The organism is Paenibacillus woosongensis, from assembly GCF_030122845.1.
Classification (GTDB): Bacteria; Bacillota; Bacilli; order Paenibacillales; family Paenibacillaceae; genus Fontibacillus; species Fontibacillus woosongensis_A.
In genome coordinates, this window is record NZ_CP126084.1 from 4,632,453 (window position 1) to 4,646,883 (window position 14,431).

Genomic DNA, 14,431 nt, shown 5'->3' on the forward strand with positions numbered 1-14,431 from the left:
CTTTCGTCTCAAGCTTTCGCGCTATTAGATAATTACTGCTTCTTCGACAATCTCAACAAGTCTCCAACGCTTGTCTTTGGACAGCGGACGAGTCTCAGCGATTCTAACTACGTCACCAATTTTCGCAGAATTATTCTCATCATGCGCTTTGAATTTCTTTGTATATTTGATGCGTTTATGGTACAAATCATGTTTCTTGTAAGTCTCAACAGCTACAACAATAGTTTTATCCATTTTGTCGCTGACAACTTTACCGACCTGCACTTTACGGGCATTGCGTTCGCTCATGGTTAGCCTCCTTCCTGGACTTAGGGCGCTTCGCTTAGTGGAGCGCAAAATTAGCTAGTAATACCAAGTTCTCTTTCATGTAAAATGGTTTTAGCACGAGCTATATCTTTCCGCACGTCACGGATTCGAGTCGGGTTATCGAGCTGGCCGGTGGCCAATTGAAAACGGAGGTTGAAAAGCTCTTCCTTAAAACCCGCAATTTTTTGTTCGATTTCAGCAGTGGTTAAGTTGCGAAGTTCATTAGCTTTCATTTGCTTCACCACCCAATTCTTCACGTTTCACAAACTTTGTTTTGATTGGCAGTTTGTGAGCGGCAAGCCGCATAGCTTCACGAGCAATTTCCTCGGGTACACCAGCAAGCTCAAACAAGATTTTGCCTGGCTTCACAACTGCAACCCATTTCTCAACGTTACCTTTACCGCTACCCATCCGCACTTCAAGAGGCTTTTGAGTAATTGGCTTGTCAGGGAAAATTTTAATCCACACTTTACCGCCCCGTTTGATATAACGAGTCATCGCGATACGCGCAGCCTCGATTTGGCGGTTCGTAATCCATGTAGGCTCAAGAGCTTGCAGGCCGTATTCGCCGAAGTTCAGCTCAGTTCCGCCTTTAGCTTGGCCTCTCAAACTACCGCGCTGCTGCTTGCGGTGTTTTACACGTTTAGGTACCAACATGATTAATTGCCTCCTTCCTGGGCAGCTTGTTGTTTCTTAGCCGTAGGAAGAACCTCTCCACGATAAATCCATACTTTTACGCCAAGACGTCCATAGGTCGTATGAGCTTCAGCCGTACCGTAATCAATATCAGCGCGAAGCGTATGAAGTGGAACAGTTCCTTCACTGTAGCCTTCCGAACGAGCAATCTCAGCACCGCCAAGACGACCGCTGACTGCTGTTTTGATCCCTTTAGCACCTGCGCGCATTGTTCTTTGAATCGCTTGTTTAAGTGCACGACGGAAAGAAACACGACGCTCCAGTTGTTGTGCGATGCTCTCAGCGACAAGAATCGCGTCAAGATCAGGGTTCTTGATTTCAGAGATATTGATGTGAACTTTTTTGCCGCCTGCGATTTTCGTAATTTGATTACGCAGGTTTTCAACTTCCGAACCGCCCTTACCGATAACCATGCCCGGCTTAGCAGTATGGATCGTTACATTCACACGATTAGCCGCTCTCTCGATTTCGATCCGAGATACCGCGGAGTCTTTCAGTTTGTTTTTCAGGTGCTCACGAATTTTAACGTCTTCAAGCAAAAGATCACCGAAATCTTTGCCTGCGTACCATTTGGATTCCCAGTCACGGATAATCCCTACTCGTAGTCCGACCGGATTTACTTTTTGGCCCACGCGTTTTCCCTCCTTATTTTTCGGATACCACCAAAGTAATGTGGCTGGTGCGTTTGTTGATCCGACTTGCACGTCCCATTGCCCGCGGGCGGAAACGTTTCATTGTAGGACCTTGGTTTACGTACGCTTCCGTAACAACCAATTTATTTACATCCAGAGAATAGTTGTGCTCTGCATTAGCAATCGCTGAATTCAAGAGCTTCTCCACGATTGGGGAAGCCGCCTTAGGCGTGTGGCGAAGAATCGCGATAGCATCGCCAACTTGCTTGCCACGGATCAAATCGATAACCAATTTAGCTTTCCGCGGAGCAATACGGATGGACCTTGCATGTGCTTTAGCTTCCATTGTGTGTTACCTCCTCTCAAACGAAGAACTTATCGCTTAACGTCTCGTTTTCTTATCGTCGTCCGTATGACCTTTATAGGTACGGGTTGGAGCAAATTCGCCGAGTTTGTGTCCGACCATATCCTCAGTAACATATACCGGAACATGCTTGCGGCCATCATATACACCGAATGTATGTCCAATGAATTGCGGGAAAATCGTAGAGCGACGGGACCAAGTTTTGATAACTACCTTCTTGTTCGATGCGCTCGCTTCTTCCACTTTCTTCAACAGGTAACCATCAATAAATGGCCCCTTTTTCAGACTGCGACTCATGTATTTTTCCTCCCTTCGCCACTTTGAAAAATGACTTCGCCTTCTTTCAGGCTAAGCCGGCTTATGCCAGCTGTTGATATCTCTCGTTGCCGCAACCAGGAAGTGATCCGCTAGCAGCGGATTACTTCGTACGGCCGCGAACGATATATTTATCAGAAGCTTTGCCTTTTTTACGCGTTTTGTAACCAAGCGTCGGTTTGCCCCATGGAGAAAGCGGAGACTTACGTCCGATTGGTGCACGACCTTCACCACCACCGTGTGGGTGATCGTTCGGGTTCATGACGACACCGCGTACAGATGGACGCTTGCCAAGCCAACGACTGCGGCCAGCTTTACCGATCTTGATCAATTCATGGTCTTGGTTACCTACAGAACCAATCGTTGCGCGGCAAACTTTAAGAATTTTACGCACTTCGCCAGAAGACAGGCGAACGGATACGTACTTATCTTCTTTACCGAGCAATTGTCCTTCTGTACCAGCCGCACGAACGAGCTGTCCGCCTTTGCCTGGTTGAAGTTCAATGTTGTGGATAACTGTACCTACTGGAATGTTCTCCAAAGGAAGAGCATTACCGATTTTGATGTCAGATCCAGGCCCTGACTCGATCATGTCGCCTACTTTCAGTCCTTTCGGAGCCAAAATGTAGCGTTTCTCGCCGTCAACATAGTGGATCAGAGCGATGTTGGAAGTCCGGTTCGGGTCGTACTCGATTGTAGCAACGCGACCTGGAATCCCATCCTTATTACGTTTGAAGTCGATGATCCGGTAGTTACGTTTGTGTCCTCCACCATGGTGGCGAACCGTAATTTTACCGTGGTTGTTACGTCCAGCCGTTTTGCTCAGTGGAGCAAGCAACGATTTCTCCGGACGATCCGTAGTAATTTCTTCAAAAGTGGATACAGACATATTCCGTCTTGCTGGAGATGTCGGTTTATACTTTTTAATTGGCACTGTTTTTCCCTCCTTGCTCTAACGTTCTATTATACCGATTCAAAAAATTCAAGCGGCTTGCTGTCAGCCGTTAGCGTAACGAATGCTTTTTTCCATTCAGGAGTATATCCGAAGTGGCGTCCGTAACGTTTAGGCTTGGCAGGAACACGCAGCGTATTCACATTGCTCACTTTTACATTGAAGATCGCTTCTACAGCTTTTTTGATTTCGGTTTTGTTCGCACGAATGTCTACTTCAAAAACATATTTGTTCTCACCCATGTAGTCAGCCGTACGTTCCGTAATCACCGGACGTTTAATTATATCACGAGGATCTTTCATTACGCGAGCACCTCCTCTACCTTCTGAACTGCTTCTTTCGTAATGATCAGTTTGTCGTGCGTCAGCACGTCAAGAACATTAATGCCGTCAGCTGCAACGAATTTAACACCTGGGATGTTGCGTGCGGACAATGCTACATTGTCATCATAGCTAGGCGCTACGATCAATGCTTTACGGTCTACCTTCAGGTTATTCAGAATCGCTGCGAACTCTTTCGTCTTAGGAGCGTTCAGGCTGAGCGCATCCAATACGATAATGTCTTGGTCGATCACTTTCGAAGAAAGAGCCGATTTGATTGCCAAACGACGAACTTTCTTAGGCAATTTGTACGCATAGCTGCGTGGAGTCGGACCGAACACAATTCCGCCGCCAACCCATTGCGGGGAACGGATCGAACCTTGACGAGCACGACCTGTGCCTTTTTGTTTCCATGGTTTACGGCCACCGCCGCGAACTTCGGAGCGTCCTTTTACTTTATGAGTACCCAAACGCAGGGAAGCACGCTGCATAACAACTGCGTCGTGAAGAACGTGAACGTTCGGTTCGATACCAAATACCGCGTCATTCAGTTCAACTTCGCCCACTTGGCTACCGCTGACATTATATAGTGCTACTTTAGGCATTGCTTGTTCCTCCTTTCCTTAAGGCGATTACTTCTTAACCGCTTGTTTGATTTTAACTACGCTATTTTTAGGACCTGGAATGGATCCTTTAACGAGCAATACGTTACGCTCTGCATCCACACGGATGACTTCAAGGTTCTGGATCGTAATCGTTTCGTTACCCATATGCCCTGGCAATTTTTTGCCTTTAGGAACACGGTTGGCTTGGATGGAACCCATGGAACCTGGACCGCGATGGTAACGGGAACCGTGAGACATAGGCCCGCGACTTTGACCCCAACGTTTGATATTACCTTGGAATCCTTTACCTTTAGAAATACCTGTTACGTCAACAAATTCGCCTTCAGCAAAAATATCAACTTTGACCTCTTGGCCAACTTCATATGCTGCCAAATCAATACCGCGAATTTCACGAACGTAGCGCTTAGGTGCTGTATTCGCCTTCTTAGCGTGACCTAATTCAGGTTTGTTAGCTCTGCTTTCTTTCTTATCAGCATAACCGATTTGGATCGCTTCGTAACCGTCGTTCTCCACATCTTTCTTCTGCAGAACGATGTTAGACTCAGCTTCGATAACCGTTACAGGAATAACAACGCCCTCTGGGGTAAACACTTGAGTCATTCCGAGTTTTTTCCCTAAGATACCTTTCATGTTGACACCTCTTTTCCTTTCCTAATCAACTCACGATTGATATTACAATTTGATTTCGATATCTACACCGGACGGCAGGTCCAAGCGCATCAAGGCATCCACAGTTTGTGGAGTCGGGTTCACAATGTCGATCAGACGTTTGTGAGTACGCATTTCGAATTGCTCCCGGGAATCCTTGTACTTGTGTACCGCACGGAGAATAGTAATAACTTGTTTCTCAGTTGGAAGCGGAATCGGTCCGGATACGCCAGCACCTGAACGTTTTGCCGTTTCAACGATTTTCTCTGCGGATTGATCAAGAATTCTGTGATCATAAGCTTTCAAACGAATACGAATTTTTTGCTTTGCCATTTTAGTCCCTCCTTCTATCGCCCAATTTATTATCGGACATACTCCGTGAAAATTTTCTGACCGCCCTCCCATGGCAAAGGGGCCGGGTGTGTCAGTAACCTCTCACATCATCGCACAGTCACAGAACAACATTCACTATTATATAGAAAAGATAGATGTAATGCAAGCAAAATATTAGACATTTTTATTGGCCATTTCCTCGGCATATATATATAGAAGAAACTGATTTCTCTGTACCCGTAAAACGGCAAATTGCTTATTCGCCTAATGAAGTGCTCTGTGTCCATTCACCCTTATAAACCTTTCATTTTTATTAAAAAAACGGATGAGGGACCGTTCGTCTTACACTCTCTTGGCGCTGCAGCATCACGCTCCAGACGATCTAGCATCACTTTATTTGCATTCTAGACCAGCTATAGGGATCGCTAATACAGCCCACACAAAAAAGCTGCCCTAAGGATCTAATGACCCTCAGGGCAGCTTGGCAATAAGGTTTAAGAAACCTTATTATTTTTGGATGGAAACAACCGCACCGGATCCAACTGTACGGCCACCTTCACGGATAGAGAAGCGAGTTCCTTCTTCAATCGCGATAGGAGCGATCAGTTGTACAGTAACTTCGATGTTGTCACCAGGCATAACCATTTCAGTACCTTCTGGCAGGTTGATGATACCTGTAACGTCAGTTGTACGGAAATAGAATTGTGGACGGTAACCTGTGAAGAAAGGTTTGTGACGTCCGCCCTCTTCTTTAGTCAATACGTATACTTGAGCAGTGAACTCAGTATGCGGATTAACGGAAGCTGGCTTTGCAAGAACTTGACCGCGCTCGATTTGTGTACGGTCTATACCACGGAGCAATGCACCGATGTTGTCGCCCGCTTCAGCGGAATCAAGCAATTTACGGAACATTTCAACGCCCGTAACAACGGATTTCTTAGTTTCTTCAGCAATACCAACGATTTCAACCTCGTCGCCGACTTTAACAGTACCACGCTCAACGCGGCCTGTAGCAACCGTACCACGACCAGTGATGGAGAATACGTCCTCAACTGGCATCAAGAATGGTTTGTCAATCGGACGCTCTGGAAGCGGAATGTACTCGTCGATAATTTCGAACATTTCGATGATTTTCTTAGCGTAGTCGCCATCTGGGTTTTGAAGTGCTTCACGAGCAGATCCACGGATGATTGGAGTGTCATCGCCTGGGAACTCATATTCGTTCAACAGGTCACGAATTTCCATTTCAACCAGTTCCAGAAGCTCTTCATCTTCAACCATGTCGCATTTGTTCAAGAATACAACGATGTAAGGAACGCCTACGTTACGGGACAACAGGATGTGCTCGCGAGTTTGTGGCATTGGGCCGTCAGCTGCGGATACAACCAGGATTGCGCCGTCCATTTGAGCCGCGCCAGTGATCATGTTTTTAACATAGTCGGCGTGACCTGGGCAGTCAACGTGAGCGTAGTGGCGGTTAGCCGACTCATACTCAACGTGGGAAGTGGAAATTGTGATACCGCGTTCGCGCTCTTCTGGAGCTTTGTCGATTTGGTCGTAAGCGATCGCGCTACCTCCACCGTAAGTTTTAGTCAAAACGGTAGTGATTGCTGCAGTCAAAGTAGTTTTACCATGGTCAACGTGACCGATTGTACCGATATTAACGTGCGGTTTTGTACGTTCGTATTTTGCCTTTGCCATTTTAAACAGTTCCTCCTTAAATATGGATTGTTATGTTGGACTGATCGGAGGGGCTCCCATGAAGGAATTCCCTCCGATCAGCAGATACAAAAATTATTCTTCGCCTTTATACTTCGATACGATTTCTTCGGAGATATTCTTAGGAACTTCTTCGTAGTGGGAAAGCTCCATCGAGAATACACCGCGTCCTTGCGTACCGGAACGAAGTGTTGTTGAATATCCGAACATTTCGGAAAGAGGTACTTTGGCACGAATGATTTGCGCGCTACCGCGGGAATCCATACCTTCGATACGTCCGCGACGGGAGTTCAGCATACCCATAACGTCACCCATGTACTCTTCCGGAACCGTAACTTCAACTTTCATGATTGGCTCAAGAAGAACAGCTTGACATTTGTCTTTAGCTGCTTTCAAAGCCATGGAACCAGCGATCTTAAACGCCATTTCACTGGAGTCAACATCGTGGTAAGAACCGTCGACGATTGTAGCTTTAACGTCTACAAGCGGAAAGCCTGCAAGAACACCGTTCTTCATAGCTTCTTCGATACCTTGTTGTGCAGGAGCAATATACTCCCGAGGTACCGCACCACCGACGATTTTGCTGTCGAACTGGTTACCAGAACCAGCTTCCAGCGGTTCGAATTCAACCCAAACGTGACCGTATTGTCCACGACCACCGGATTGACGTACGAACTTACCTTCAACGCGCGCAGGTGCTTTGAAAGTCTCACGGTATGCAACCTGTGGTTTACCCACGTTGGTCTCAACCTTGAATTCGCGGCGCATACGCTCGATGATGATATCAAGGTGAAGCTCACCCATACCAGCAAGGATCGTTTGACCCGTTTCTTCGTCTGTATGAGCACGAAGCGTAGGATCTTCCTCGGTCAATTTGCTGAGGGCAACGCCCATCTTGTCTTGGTCAGCTTTCGTTTTAGGTTCAACTGCGATTTCGATAACCGGATCAGGGAAGTTCATGGACTCCAGGATAACCGGACTCTTCTCATCACACAGTGTATCACCTGTGCCTGTATCTTTCAAACCAACCGCAGAAGCGATATCACCTGCGTAAACTTCAGTGATCTCTTGACGGCTGTTTGCGTGCATTTGCAGGATACGGCCGATCCGCTCACGTTTGCCTTTCGTTGCATTCAGCACGTAAGATCCGGATTGAAGAACACCGGAGTATACGCGGAAGAACGTCAGCTTACCAACGTAAGGGTCTGTCATGATTTTGAACGCCAATGCCGCGAACGGCTCATCATCCGAAGAATGACGCTCTACTTCCGAACCGTCTTCCAGATGACCTTTAATGCTCGGAATATCAATTGGAGCAGGCAGGTAATCTACAACGGCATCCAGCATCAGCTGAACCCCTTTGTTACGGTAGGAAGATCCGCAAATAACTGGGAAGATTTTAACTTCAACAACACCCTTGCGAAGTGCAGCCTTAATTTCATCGACACTGATTTCCTCGCCTTCGAGGTATTTCATTGTCAACTCCTCGTCCAGTTCCGCAACCTTCTCAACTAGTTCAGCACGAAGTTCTTCAACTTGAGCTTTGTAGTCCTCAGGAATTTCGGTCTCTTCGATGTTTTGGCCCAAGTTGTCTTTGTAGATGTACGCTTTCTCAGCAATAATGTCGATGATACCGACAAAATTGTCTTCTGCACCGATCGGCAGTTGAATTGCAACTGCGTTCGCTTGCAGACGCTCGCGCATATCTTTAACAACGTTAAGGTAGTCCGCACCGATGATATCCATTTTGTTGACATAAGCAATACGAGGAACGCTATATTTGTCAGCCTGTCTCCATACGGTTTCCGACTGCGGCTCTACGCCTTCCTTGGCACTGAACACACCAACTGCCCCGTCCAATACACGAAGAGAACGTTCGACTTCAACAGTGAAGTCGACGTGTCCCGGGGTATCAATGATATTGACGCGGTGACCTTTCCAAGAAGCGGTCGTAGCAGCGGAAGTAATCGTAATCCCGCGCTCCTGCTCTTGCTCCATCCAGTCCATCGTTGCGGAACCCTCGTGAGTTTCGCCGATTTTATGCGTGCGGCCTGTGTAGAACAAGATACGCTCCGTGGTCGTCGTCTTACCGGCGTCAATATGCGCCATGATCCCGATATTACGTGTATTCTTCAAGGAGAACTCTCTTGCCATGAAATTTTCTCCCTTCGAATTATAGATTTATGTTGTGAATCAACCGAATCCTACCAGCGGTAGTGTGCGAACGCTTTGTTCGCTTCGGCCATTTTGTGCGTGTCTTCGCGTTTCTTAACGGAAGCACCTGTGTTGTTGGATGCGTCGATAATCTCGGCAGCCAGACGCTCTTCCATAGTCTTCTCTCCGCGGTTGCGGGAGTAGTTTACGAGCCAACGTAGTCCCAGAGCTGTACGTCTCTCTGGTTTTACTTCGATAGGTACTTGGTAGTTGGAGCCGCCCACACGACGAGCTTTAACTTCGAGTACCGGCATGATGTTCTTAAGCGCTGCTTCAAATACTTCCATCGGGTCGTTCCCCGTACGCTCTTGAATAAGTTTAAAAGCGTTATAAAGGATGCTTTGAGCAACACCACGTTTACCGTCGAGCATAATGCGGTTGATCAAGCGAGTAACAAGTTTGCTGTTATACACCGGATCCGGCAATACGTCTCTTTTGGCAACTGGACCTTTGCGTGGCATAGTTATCCCCCTTTCAGTGTTAGTTCAAACATAGAGCTATGACTCTAGCTAATTATTTTTTTGCTTTTGGACGTTTTGCGCCGTATTTGGAACGAGCTTGCATACGGTTGTTCACTCCAGCCGTATCCAGCGCTCCGCGAACGATATGATAACGTACCCCTGGAAGGTCTTTGACCCGGCCACCGCGAATCAGCACGACACTGTGCTCTTGCAGGTTGTGTCCGATACCTGGGATATAAGCAGTCACCTCAACACGGTTCGTCAAGCGAACACGCGCGTATTTACGAAGTGCGGAGTTCGGTTTCTTAGGAGTCATTGTCCCTACCCGAGTGCACACACCACGTTTTTGAGGAGAATTCAATTCGGTAGCTTCGCGTTTGAGAGCGTTAAACCCTCTGTGCAATGCTGGTGATTTGGATTTGTAAATCTTGTCTTGACGACCTTTACGTACCAATTGGTTGATTGTTGGCATGTTGTTGCCACCCCCTTCCTCAGTAATAAATGTTTCTTTACAAACCTTTTGTTAAGCCCACAGACCCAGGCGGTTCATAAAAGAACAAAGGAAAAGTTTTTGCCGAAAGGTTTTCCCTAAAACAGCAAAAACGATTTTCTCAAGCTATCTCTTTACAATCGCAGCCATCGCTGCCCCTACTTCAATCCCGCAAGCAATGCCGAGATTGTGCATCGTATCCACATAAGTCAATTTGACACCATGTTGGTTACACAGAGCGATAATCTTCGATGTAAGGCGCGGATCTGCATCTTCAGCCACATATACTTCTTCGGCACGACCGAGCTCTACTGCCCGCATCGTTTGTTTCGTGCCGATTTTGACATGAGCGTCCTGTAGCCCTCTATCGTTAGACATCATCTAGTCCTCCAATTTACAGGGATTCACCGTACTCACGCACTTTGATATATTAGCATTTTGCTATAGGCGATGTCAAGCAATTTATTTGCAAGAAAATAACCGCCTTATAACCATCCTCGAACCTTAAACAAAGTAACGGTGCAGCCGAGTACATGTTCCATTTTCGGCTGCACCGCTTTTCTGGTTATTTATTCGACCGTTACCGGCTGCTCTTGGCCTTCTTCAGCCTCGGCATTCTCCGGCTCTTCGAACTGTACGCTGCGGTAGCGGTTCATGCCCGTACCGGCAGGGATCAGCTTACCGATAATGACGTTCTCTTTCAGGCCAAGCAGTTTATCTACTTTGCCTTTGATCGCGGCATCGGTAAGTACCCGGGTCGTTTCCTGGAAGGAAGCGGCCGACAGGAAGGAATCCGTCTCAAGCGACGCCTTCGTGATACCAAGGAGAACAGGTTTGGCGACCGCCGGCTCCTGGCCGGACAGAATCGCTTCCTTGTTCGCCATCTCATATTCATAGAGATCAACGAACGCTCCCGGCAGAAGAGGCGTATCCCCAGCATCAACGATGCGGATCTTGCGCAGCATTTGCTTGATCATAACCTCGATGTGCTTATCGTTGATTTCAACGCCCTGGTTACGGTATACGCGCTGAACTTCCTGAAGAATATAGTTCTGAACACCACGAATCCCTTTGATGCGCAGAATTTCTTTCGGGTCAATGGAGCCGTCTGTCAGCTCATCGCCCGCTTCGATTTCCTGTCCTTCGCTGACGCGCAGGCGGGATCCGTAGGTGACGGAATAGACCTTCGTTTCCGCTTCGCCTTGAACCTCGATTTCCCGGCGGTCTTTGGCTTCGCGGATTTCTTTGATTACGCCGTCGATTTCACTGATCGTGGCTTGCCCTTTCGGGTTACGCGCCTCGAACAGCTCCTGTATACGCGGCAAACCTTGGGTAATGTCGTCACCCGCAACGCCCCCGGTATGGAACGTACGCATTGTGAGCTGGGTTCCCGGTTCACCGATGGATTGTGCGGCGATGATACCCACCGCTTCACCGATCTCCACATGTTTGCCTGTCGCCAAGTTGCGCCCGTAGCACTTCTTACATACGCCATGGCGAGCGCGGCAGCTCAACACGGAGCGGATTTGCAGCTTCGTAACGCCTGCGTCCACAACTTCATGCGCTTTATCAGAATCGATCAGTTCATTGCGATGAACGATGATCTCCCCTGTCTCAGGATGCTTGATCGTCTCGAAGGAATAACGTCCTTCAATACGGTCATACAGATCCTCGATGACCTCTTTGCCATCCTGGATGACGCCGACGGTAAAGCCTTTATCCGTACCGCAATCTTCCTCGCGGACGATAACGTCCTGCGCAACGTCAACGAGACGGCGGGTCAGGTAACCCGAGTCAGCGGTCCGCAGCGCGGTATCCGCCAGACCTTTACGCGCACCGTGCGTTGACAGGAAGTACTCGAGAACCGTGAGGCCTTCGCGGAAGTTCGACTTGATTGGGAGCTCGATGATCCGACCGGACGGGTTGGCCATCAGCCCCCGCATACCGCCAAGCTGCGTAATCTGCGATTTGTTACCCCGCGCCTTGGAATCGACCATGAGCATGATGGAATTGAAGCGATCCATCGATTTCATGAGCACGTCGGTAATTTGGTCTTTCGATTTGGACCAGATGTCGATAACCCGGTCGTAACGCTCTTCGTTCGTAATCAGACCACGGCGGTACTGATTCGTAACAACGCGAACCTTCTCATCCGACTCTCGCAGGATCTCTTGCTTGGCATCCGGAACGACAACGTCGGAGACAGCAATACTAACGCCTGCACGAGTAGAGTAGGTGAAGCCGGTTTGCTTGATTTTATCGAGAATAACCGACGTTTCCGTCGTATGGTATATTTCGAAGCAGCGGCCGATAATTTCTCCAAGGTACTCTTTGCCGATTCCCCCGGTTTGCGGCACTGCCATAATGCGTTCAAATACGTTGGCGCCTTTGTCATAAATAAAGTAATGATCCGGCGTTCCTTGGAACAGGTTGCTGCGCGAAGGCTCATTAATGTACGGGAAGCTGGCTGGGAAAATTTCATTGAAAATAATCCGGCCAACCGTCGTCACAAGCAGCGCATTTTGCTGAGCTTCGGTAAATCCTGTTTTACCAAGCGCTTTAGCCGGGATGGCTACACGCGCATGCAGAGATACCGTTCCCCGCTGATAAGCGGAAACTGCTTCGTGAGTGGACCCGAGAATCATTCCTGATCCCTTAGCTTCCTTGTTGTCCATCGTCAGATAGAAGGAGCCCAGAACCATATCCTGTGAAGGAGTAACAACCGGTTTACCGTCTTTCGGGTTCAGGATGTTGCCGGAAGCAAGCATCAGAATCCGGGCTTCCGCTTGCGCTTCTGCGCTGAGCGGTACGTGCACAGCCATTTGGTCACCGTCAAAGTCCGCGTTATATGCAGTACATACGAGCGGGTGCAGACGGATCGCGCGGCCTTCGACCAGAATCGGCTCGAACGCCTGAATTCCCAATCGGTGAAGCGTAGGAGCACGGTTAAGCAGAACCGGATGCTCTTTAATGACTTCTTCAAGCACGTCCCATACCTCTGGGCTGACGCGTTCAACTTTACGTTTCGCGCTCTTGATGTTGTGAGCCAGGCCTTTGTTGACCAGTTCCTTCATCACGAACGGCTTAAACAGTTCCAGCGCCATTTCCTTCGGCAGACCGCATTGGTACATCTTCAAGTAAGGACCTACGACGATAACGGAACGACCGGAGTAGTCAACCCGTTTTCCGAGCAGGTTTTGACGGAAGCGTCCTTGCTTCCCTTTCAGCATGTGGCTGAGGGATTTGAGCGGACGGTTACCAGGGCCCGTCACCGGACGGCCGCGGCGGCCGTTATCGATCAAGGCGTCAACCGCTTCCTGCAGCATGCGCTTCTCGTTCTGCACGATAATATCCGGCGCACCGAGATCGAGCAGACGTTTCAAACGGTTGTTGCGGTTAATAACGCGGCGATACAAGTCATTCAGGTCAGACGTCGCAAAACGGCCGCCATCCAGCTGTACCATCGGACGAAGCTCTGGCGGAATAACTGGAAGCACGTCGAGGATCATCCATTCCGGTTCGTTGCCGGAATTCCGGAAGGCTTCGATGACTTCCAGACGTTTGATCGCACGGTTGCGGCGTTGGCCTTGAGCGGTGCGAAGCTCTTCTTTCAGAAATTCAAGCTCTTTGTCGATATCGAGATCCTGGAGCAGCTTCTTAACCGCTTCAGCGCCCATGCCGGCTTGGAAGCCATAGCCGTATTTTTCACGGTAGCTGCGGTATTCCTTCTCTGACAGGAGCTGTTTTTTCTCCAGCGGCGTCTCGCCTGGATCGGTAACAACATAAGATGCAAAGTAAATAATCTCCTCCAATGAACGAGGCGACATATCGAGCGCCAGACCCATCCGGCTTGGAATCCCTTTAAAGTACCAAATATGGGAGACCGGGGCGGCCAGCTCAATGTGACCCATGCGTTCACGGCGAACTTTAGCTCTAGTTACTTCGACGCCGCAGCGATCGCAGACGACGCCTTTATAACGGACACGCTTATACTTACCGCAATGACATTCCCAGTCTTTGGTCGGGCCGAAGATTTTCTCGCAGAACAGCCCTTCCTTTTCCGGCTTTAACGTACGGTAGTTGATCGTTTCCGGTTTCTTCACTTCTCCGCGGGACCAAGAACGAATTTTGTCTGGGGAAGCAAGCCCAATTTTCATAAACTCGAAGTTGTTGACGTCCAACAAGGAGCATCCCTCCTTAACCAAGTCCTGATTTTAGCATTATACACAGATCAAAATACACTGAATACGTCCGTCTATTCGATCCATCTGTCTAGGGAAATATCGGCCTCCCAAAGGTAGGCCGATCATCCAGGCAGGCAGCTTCCGCTGCGGTTATCATTATCACATGGCGGC

The 14,431-nt window shown here is 48.5% G+C and carries 17 protein-coding genes; all 17 read right to left on the minus strand.

What is annotated here, in order from left to right; all coding sequences use genetic code 11:
- Positions 1-24 precede the first annotated feature (24 nt).
- Entirely contained in the window at positions 25-288 is a 264-nt protein-coding gene (rpsQ, locus tag QNH46_RS21510) for a 30S ribosomal protein S17 (RefSeq protein WP_283925947.1), read from the minus strand.
- Positions 289-338: 50 nt separating this feature from the next.
- Positions 339-539 (minus strand): 50S ribosomal protein L29, encoded by a 201-nt coding sequence (rpmC, locus tag QNH46_RS21515; protein ID WP_019635776.1) that lies wholly within the window; start codon positions 537-539, stop codon positions 339-341.
- Positions 529-963: a 50S ribosomal protein L16 gene (rplP, locus tag QNH46_RS21520; protein WP_155613350.1), complete on the minus strand. Its 435-nt coding sequence runs from the start codon at positions 961-963 to the stop codon at positions 529-531. Before rplP ends, rpmC begins: the two co-directional genes overlap by 11 nt.
- Positions 964-965: 2 nt before the next feature.
- Complete coding sequence (gene rpsC, locus QNH46_RS21525; RefSeq protein ID WP_055105078.1) at positions 966-1,634, minus strand: 30S ribosomal protein S3; 669 nt, start codon at positions 1,632-1,634, stop codon at positions 966-968.
- 13 nt (positions 1,635-1,647) lie between these two features.
- Positions 1,648-1,980 carry a 50S ribosomal protein L22 gene (gene rplV, locus QNH46_RS21530; RefSeq protein ID WP_019635773.1) on the minus strand — a complete coding sequence of 111 codons (333 nt, stop codon included), beginning with the start codon at positions 1,978-1,980 and terminating at the stop codon, positions 1,648-1,650.
- Positions 1,981-2,016: 36 nt separating this feature from the next.
- Complete coding sequence (gene rpsS / locus QNH46_RS21535; RefSeq protein ID WP_019635772.1) at positions 2,017-2,295, minus strand: 30S ribosomal protein S19; 279 nt, start codon at positions 2,293-2,295, stop codon at positions 2,017-2,019.
- A 121-nt stretch (positions 2,296-2,416) separates the two neighbouring features.
- Positions 2,417-3,247: a 50S ribosomal protein L2 gene (gene rplB, locus QNH46_RS21540; protein ID WP_283925948.1), complete on the minus strand. Its 831-nt coding sequence runs from the start codon at positions 3,245-3,247 to the stop codon at positions 2,417-2,419.
- A 29-nt stretch (positions 3,248-3,276) separates the two neighbouring features.
- Positions 3,277-3,567, minus strand: coding sequence for a 50S ribosomal protein L23 (gene rplW, locus QNH46_RS21545; RefSeq protein WP_283925949.1), 291 nt, complete (start codon positions 3,565-3,567; stop codon positions 3,277-3,279).
- Positions 3,567-4,190, minus strand: coding sequence for a 50S ribosomal protein L4 (gene rplD, locus QNH46_RS21550; protein ID WP_155613352.1), 624 nt, complete (start codon positions 4,188-4,190; stop codon positions 3,567-3,569). The genes rplW and rplD overlap by 1 nt, the downstream gene beginning before the upstream one ends.
- Before the next feature lie 27 nt (positions 4,191-4,217).
- The gene (gene rplC, locus QNH46_RS21555) at positions 4,218-4,841 is read right to left on the minus strand and encodes a 50S ribosomal protein L3 (RefSeq protein ID WP_283925950.1); all 624 of its coding nucleotides are present in this window, start codon (positions 4,839-4,841) and stop codon (positions 4,218-4,220) included.
- Between the two features lie 42 nt (positions 4,842-4,883).
- Positions 4,884-5,192, minus strand: coding sequence for a 30S ribosomal protein S10 (gene rpsJ, locus QNH46_RS21560; RefSeq protein WP_006676490.1), 309 nt, complete (start codon positions 5,190-5,192; stop codon positions 4,884-4,886).
- Between the two features lie 507 nt (positions 5,193-5,699).
- Complete coding sequence (gene tuf / locus QNH46_RS21565; protein ID WP_283925951.1) at positions 5,700-6,893, minus strand: elongation factor Tu; 1,194 nt, start codon at positions 6,891-6,893, stop codon at positions 5,700-5,702.
- Positions 6,894-6,986: 93 nt separating this feature from the next.
- Complete coding sequence (gene fusA, locus QNH46_RS21570; RefSeq protein WP_283925952.1) at positions 6,987-9,065, minus strand: elongation factor G; 2,079 nt, start codon at positions 9,063-9,065, stop codon at positions 6,987-6,989.
- A 50-nt stretch (positions 9,066-9,115) separates the two neighbouring features.
- Positions 9,116-9,586: a 30S ribosomal protein S7 gene (gene rpsG, locus QNH46_RS21575; RefSeq protein WP_155613357.1), complete on the minus strand. Its 471-nt coding sequence runs from the start codon at positions 9,584-9,586 to the stop codon at positions 9,116-9,118.
- A 52-nt stretch (positions 9,587-9,638) separates the two neighbouring features.
- Complete coding sequence (gene rpsL, locus QNH46_RS21580) at positions 9,639-10,058, minus strand: 30S ribosomal protein S12 (protein WP_155613358.1); 420 nt, start codon at positions 10,056-10,058, stop codon at positions 9,639-9,641.
- Between the two features lie 144 nt (positions 10,059-10,202).
- Positions 10,203-10,454, minus strand: coding sequence for a ribosomal L7Ae/L30e/S12e/Gadd45 family protein (locus QNH46_RS21585; RefSeq protein WP_155613359.1), 252 nt, complete (start codon positions 10,452-10,454; stop codon positions 10,203-10,205).
- Between the two features lie 191 nt (positions 10,455-10,645).
- On the minus strand, positions 10,646-14,260 hold the full coding sequence (gene rpoC, locus QNH46_RS21590; protein ID WP_283925953.1) for a DNA-directed RNA polymerase subunit beta': 3,615 nt from the start codon (positions 14,258-14,260) through the stop codon (positions 10,646-10,648).
- Between the last annotated feature and the right edge of the window lie 171 nt (positions 14,261-14,431).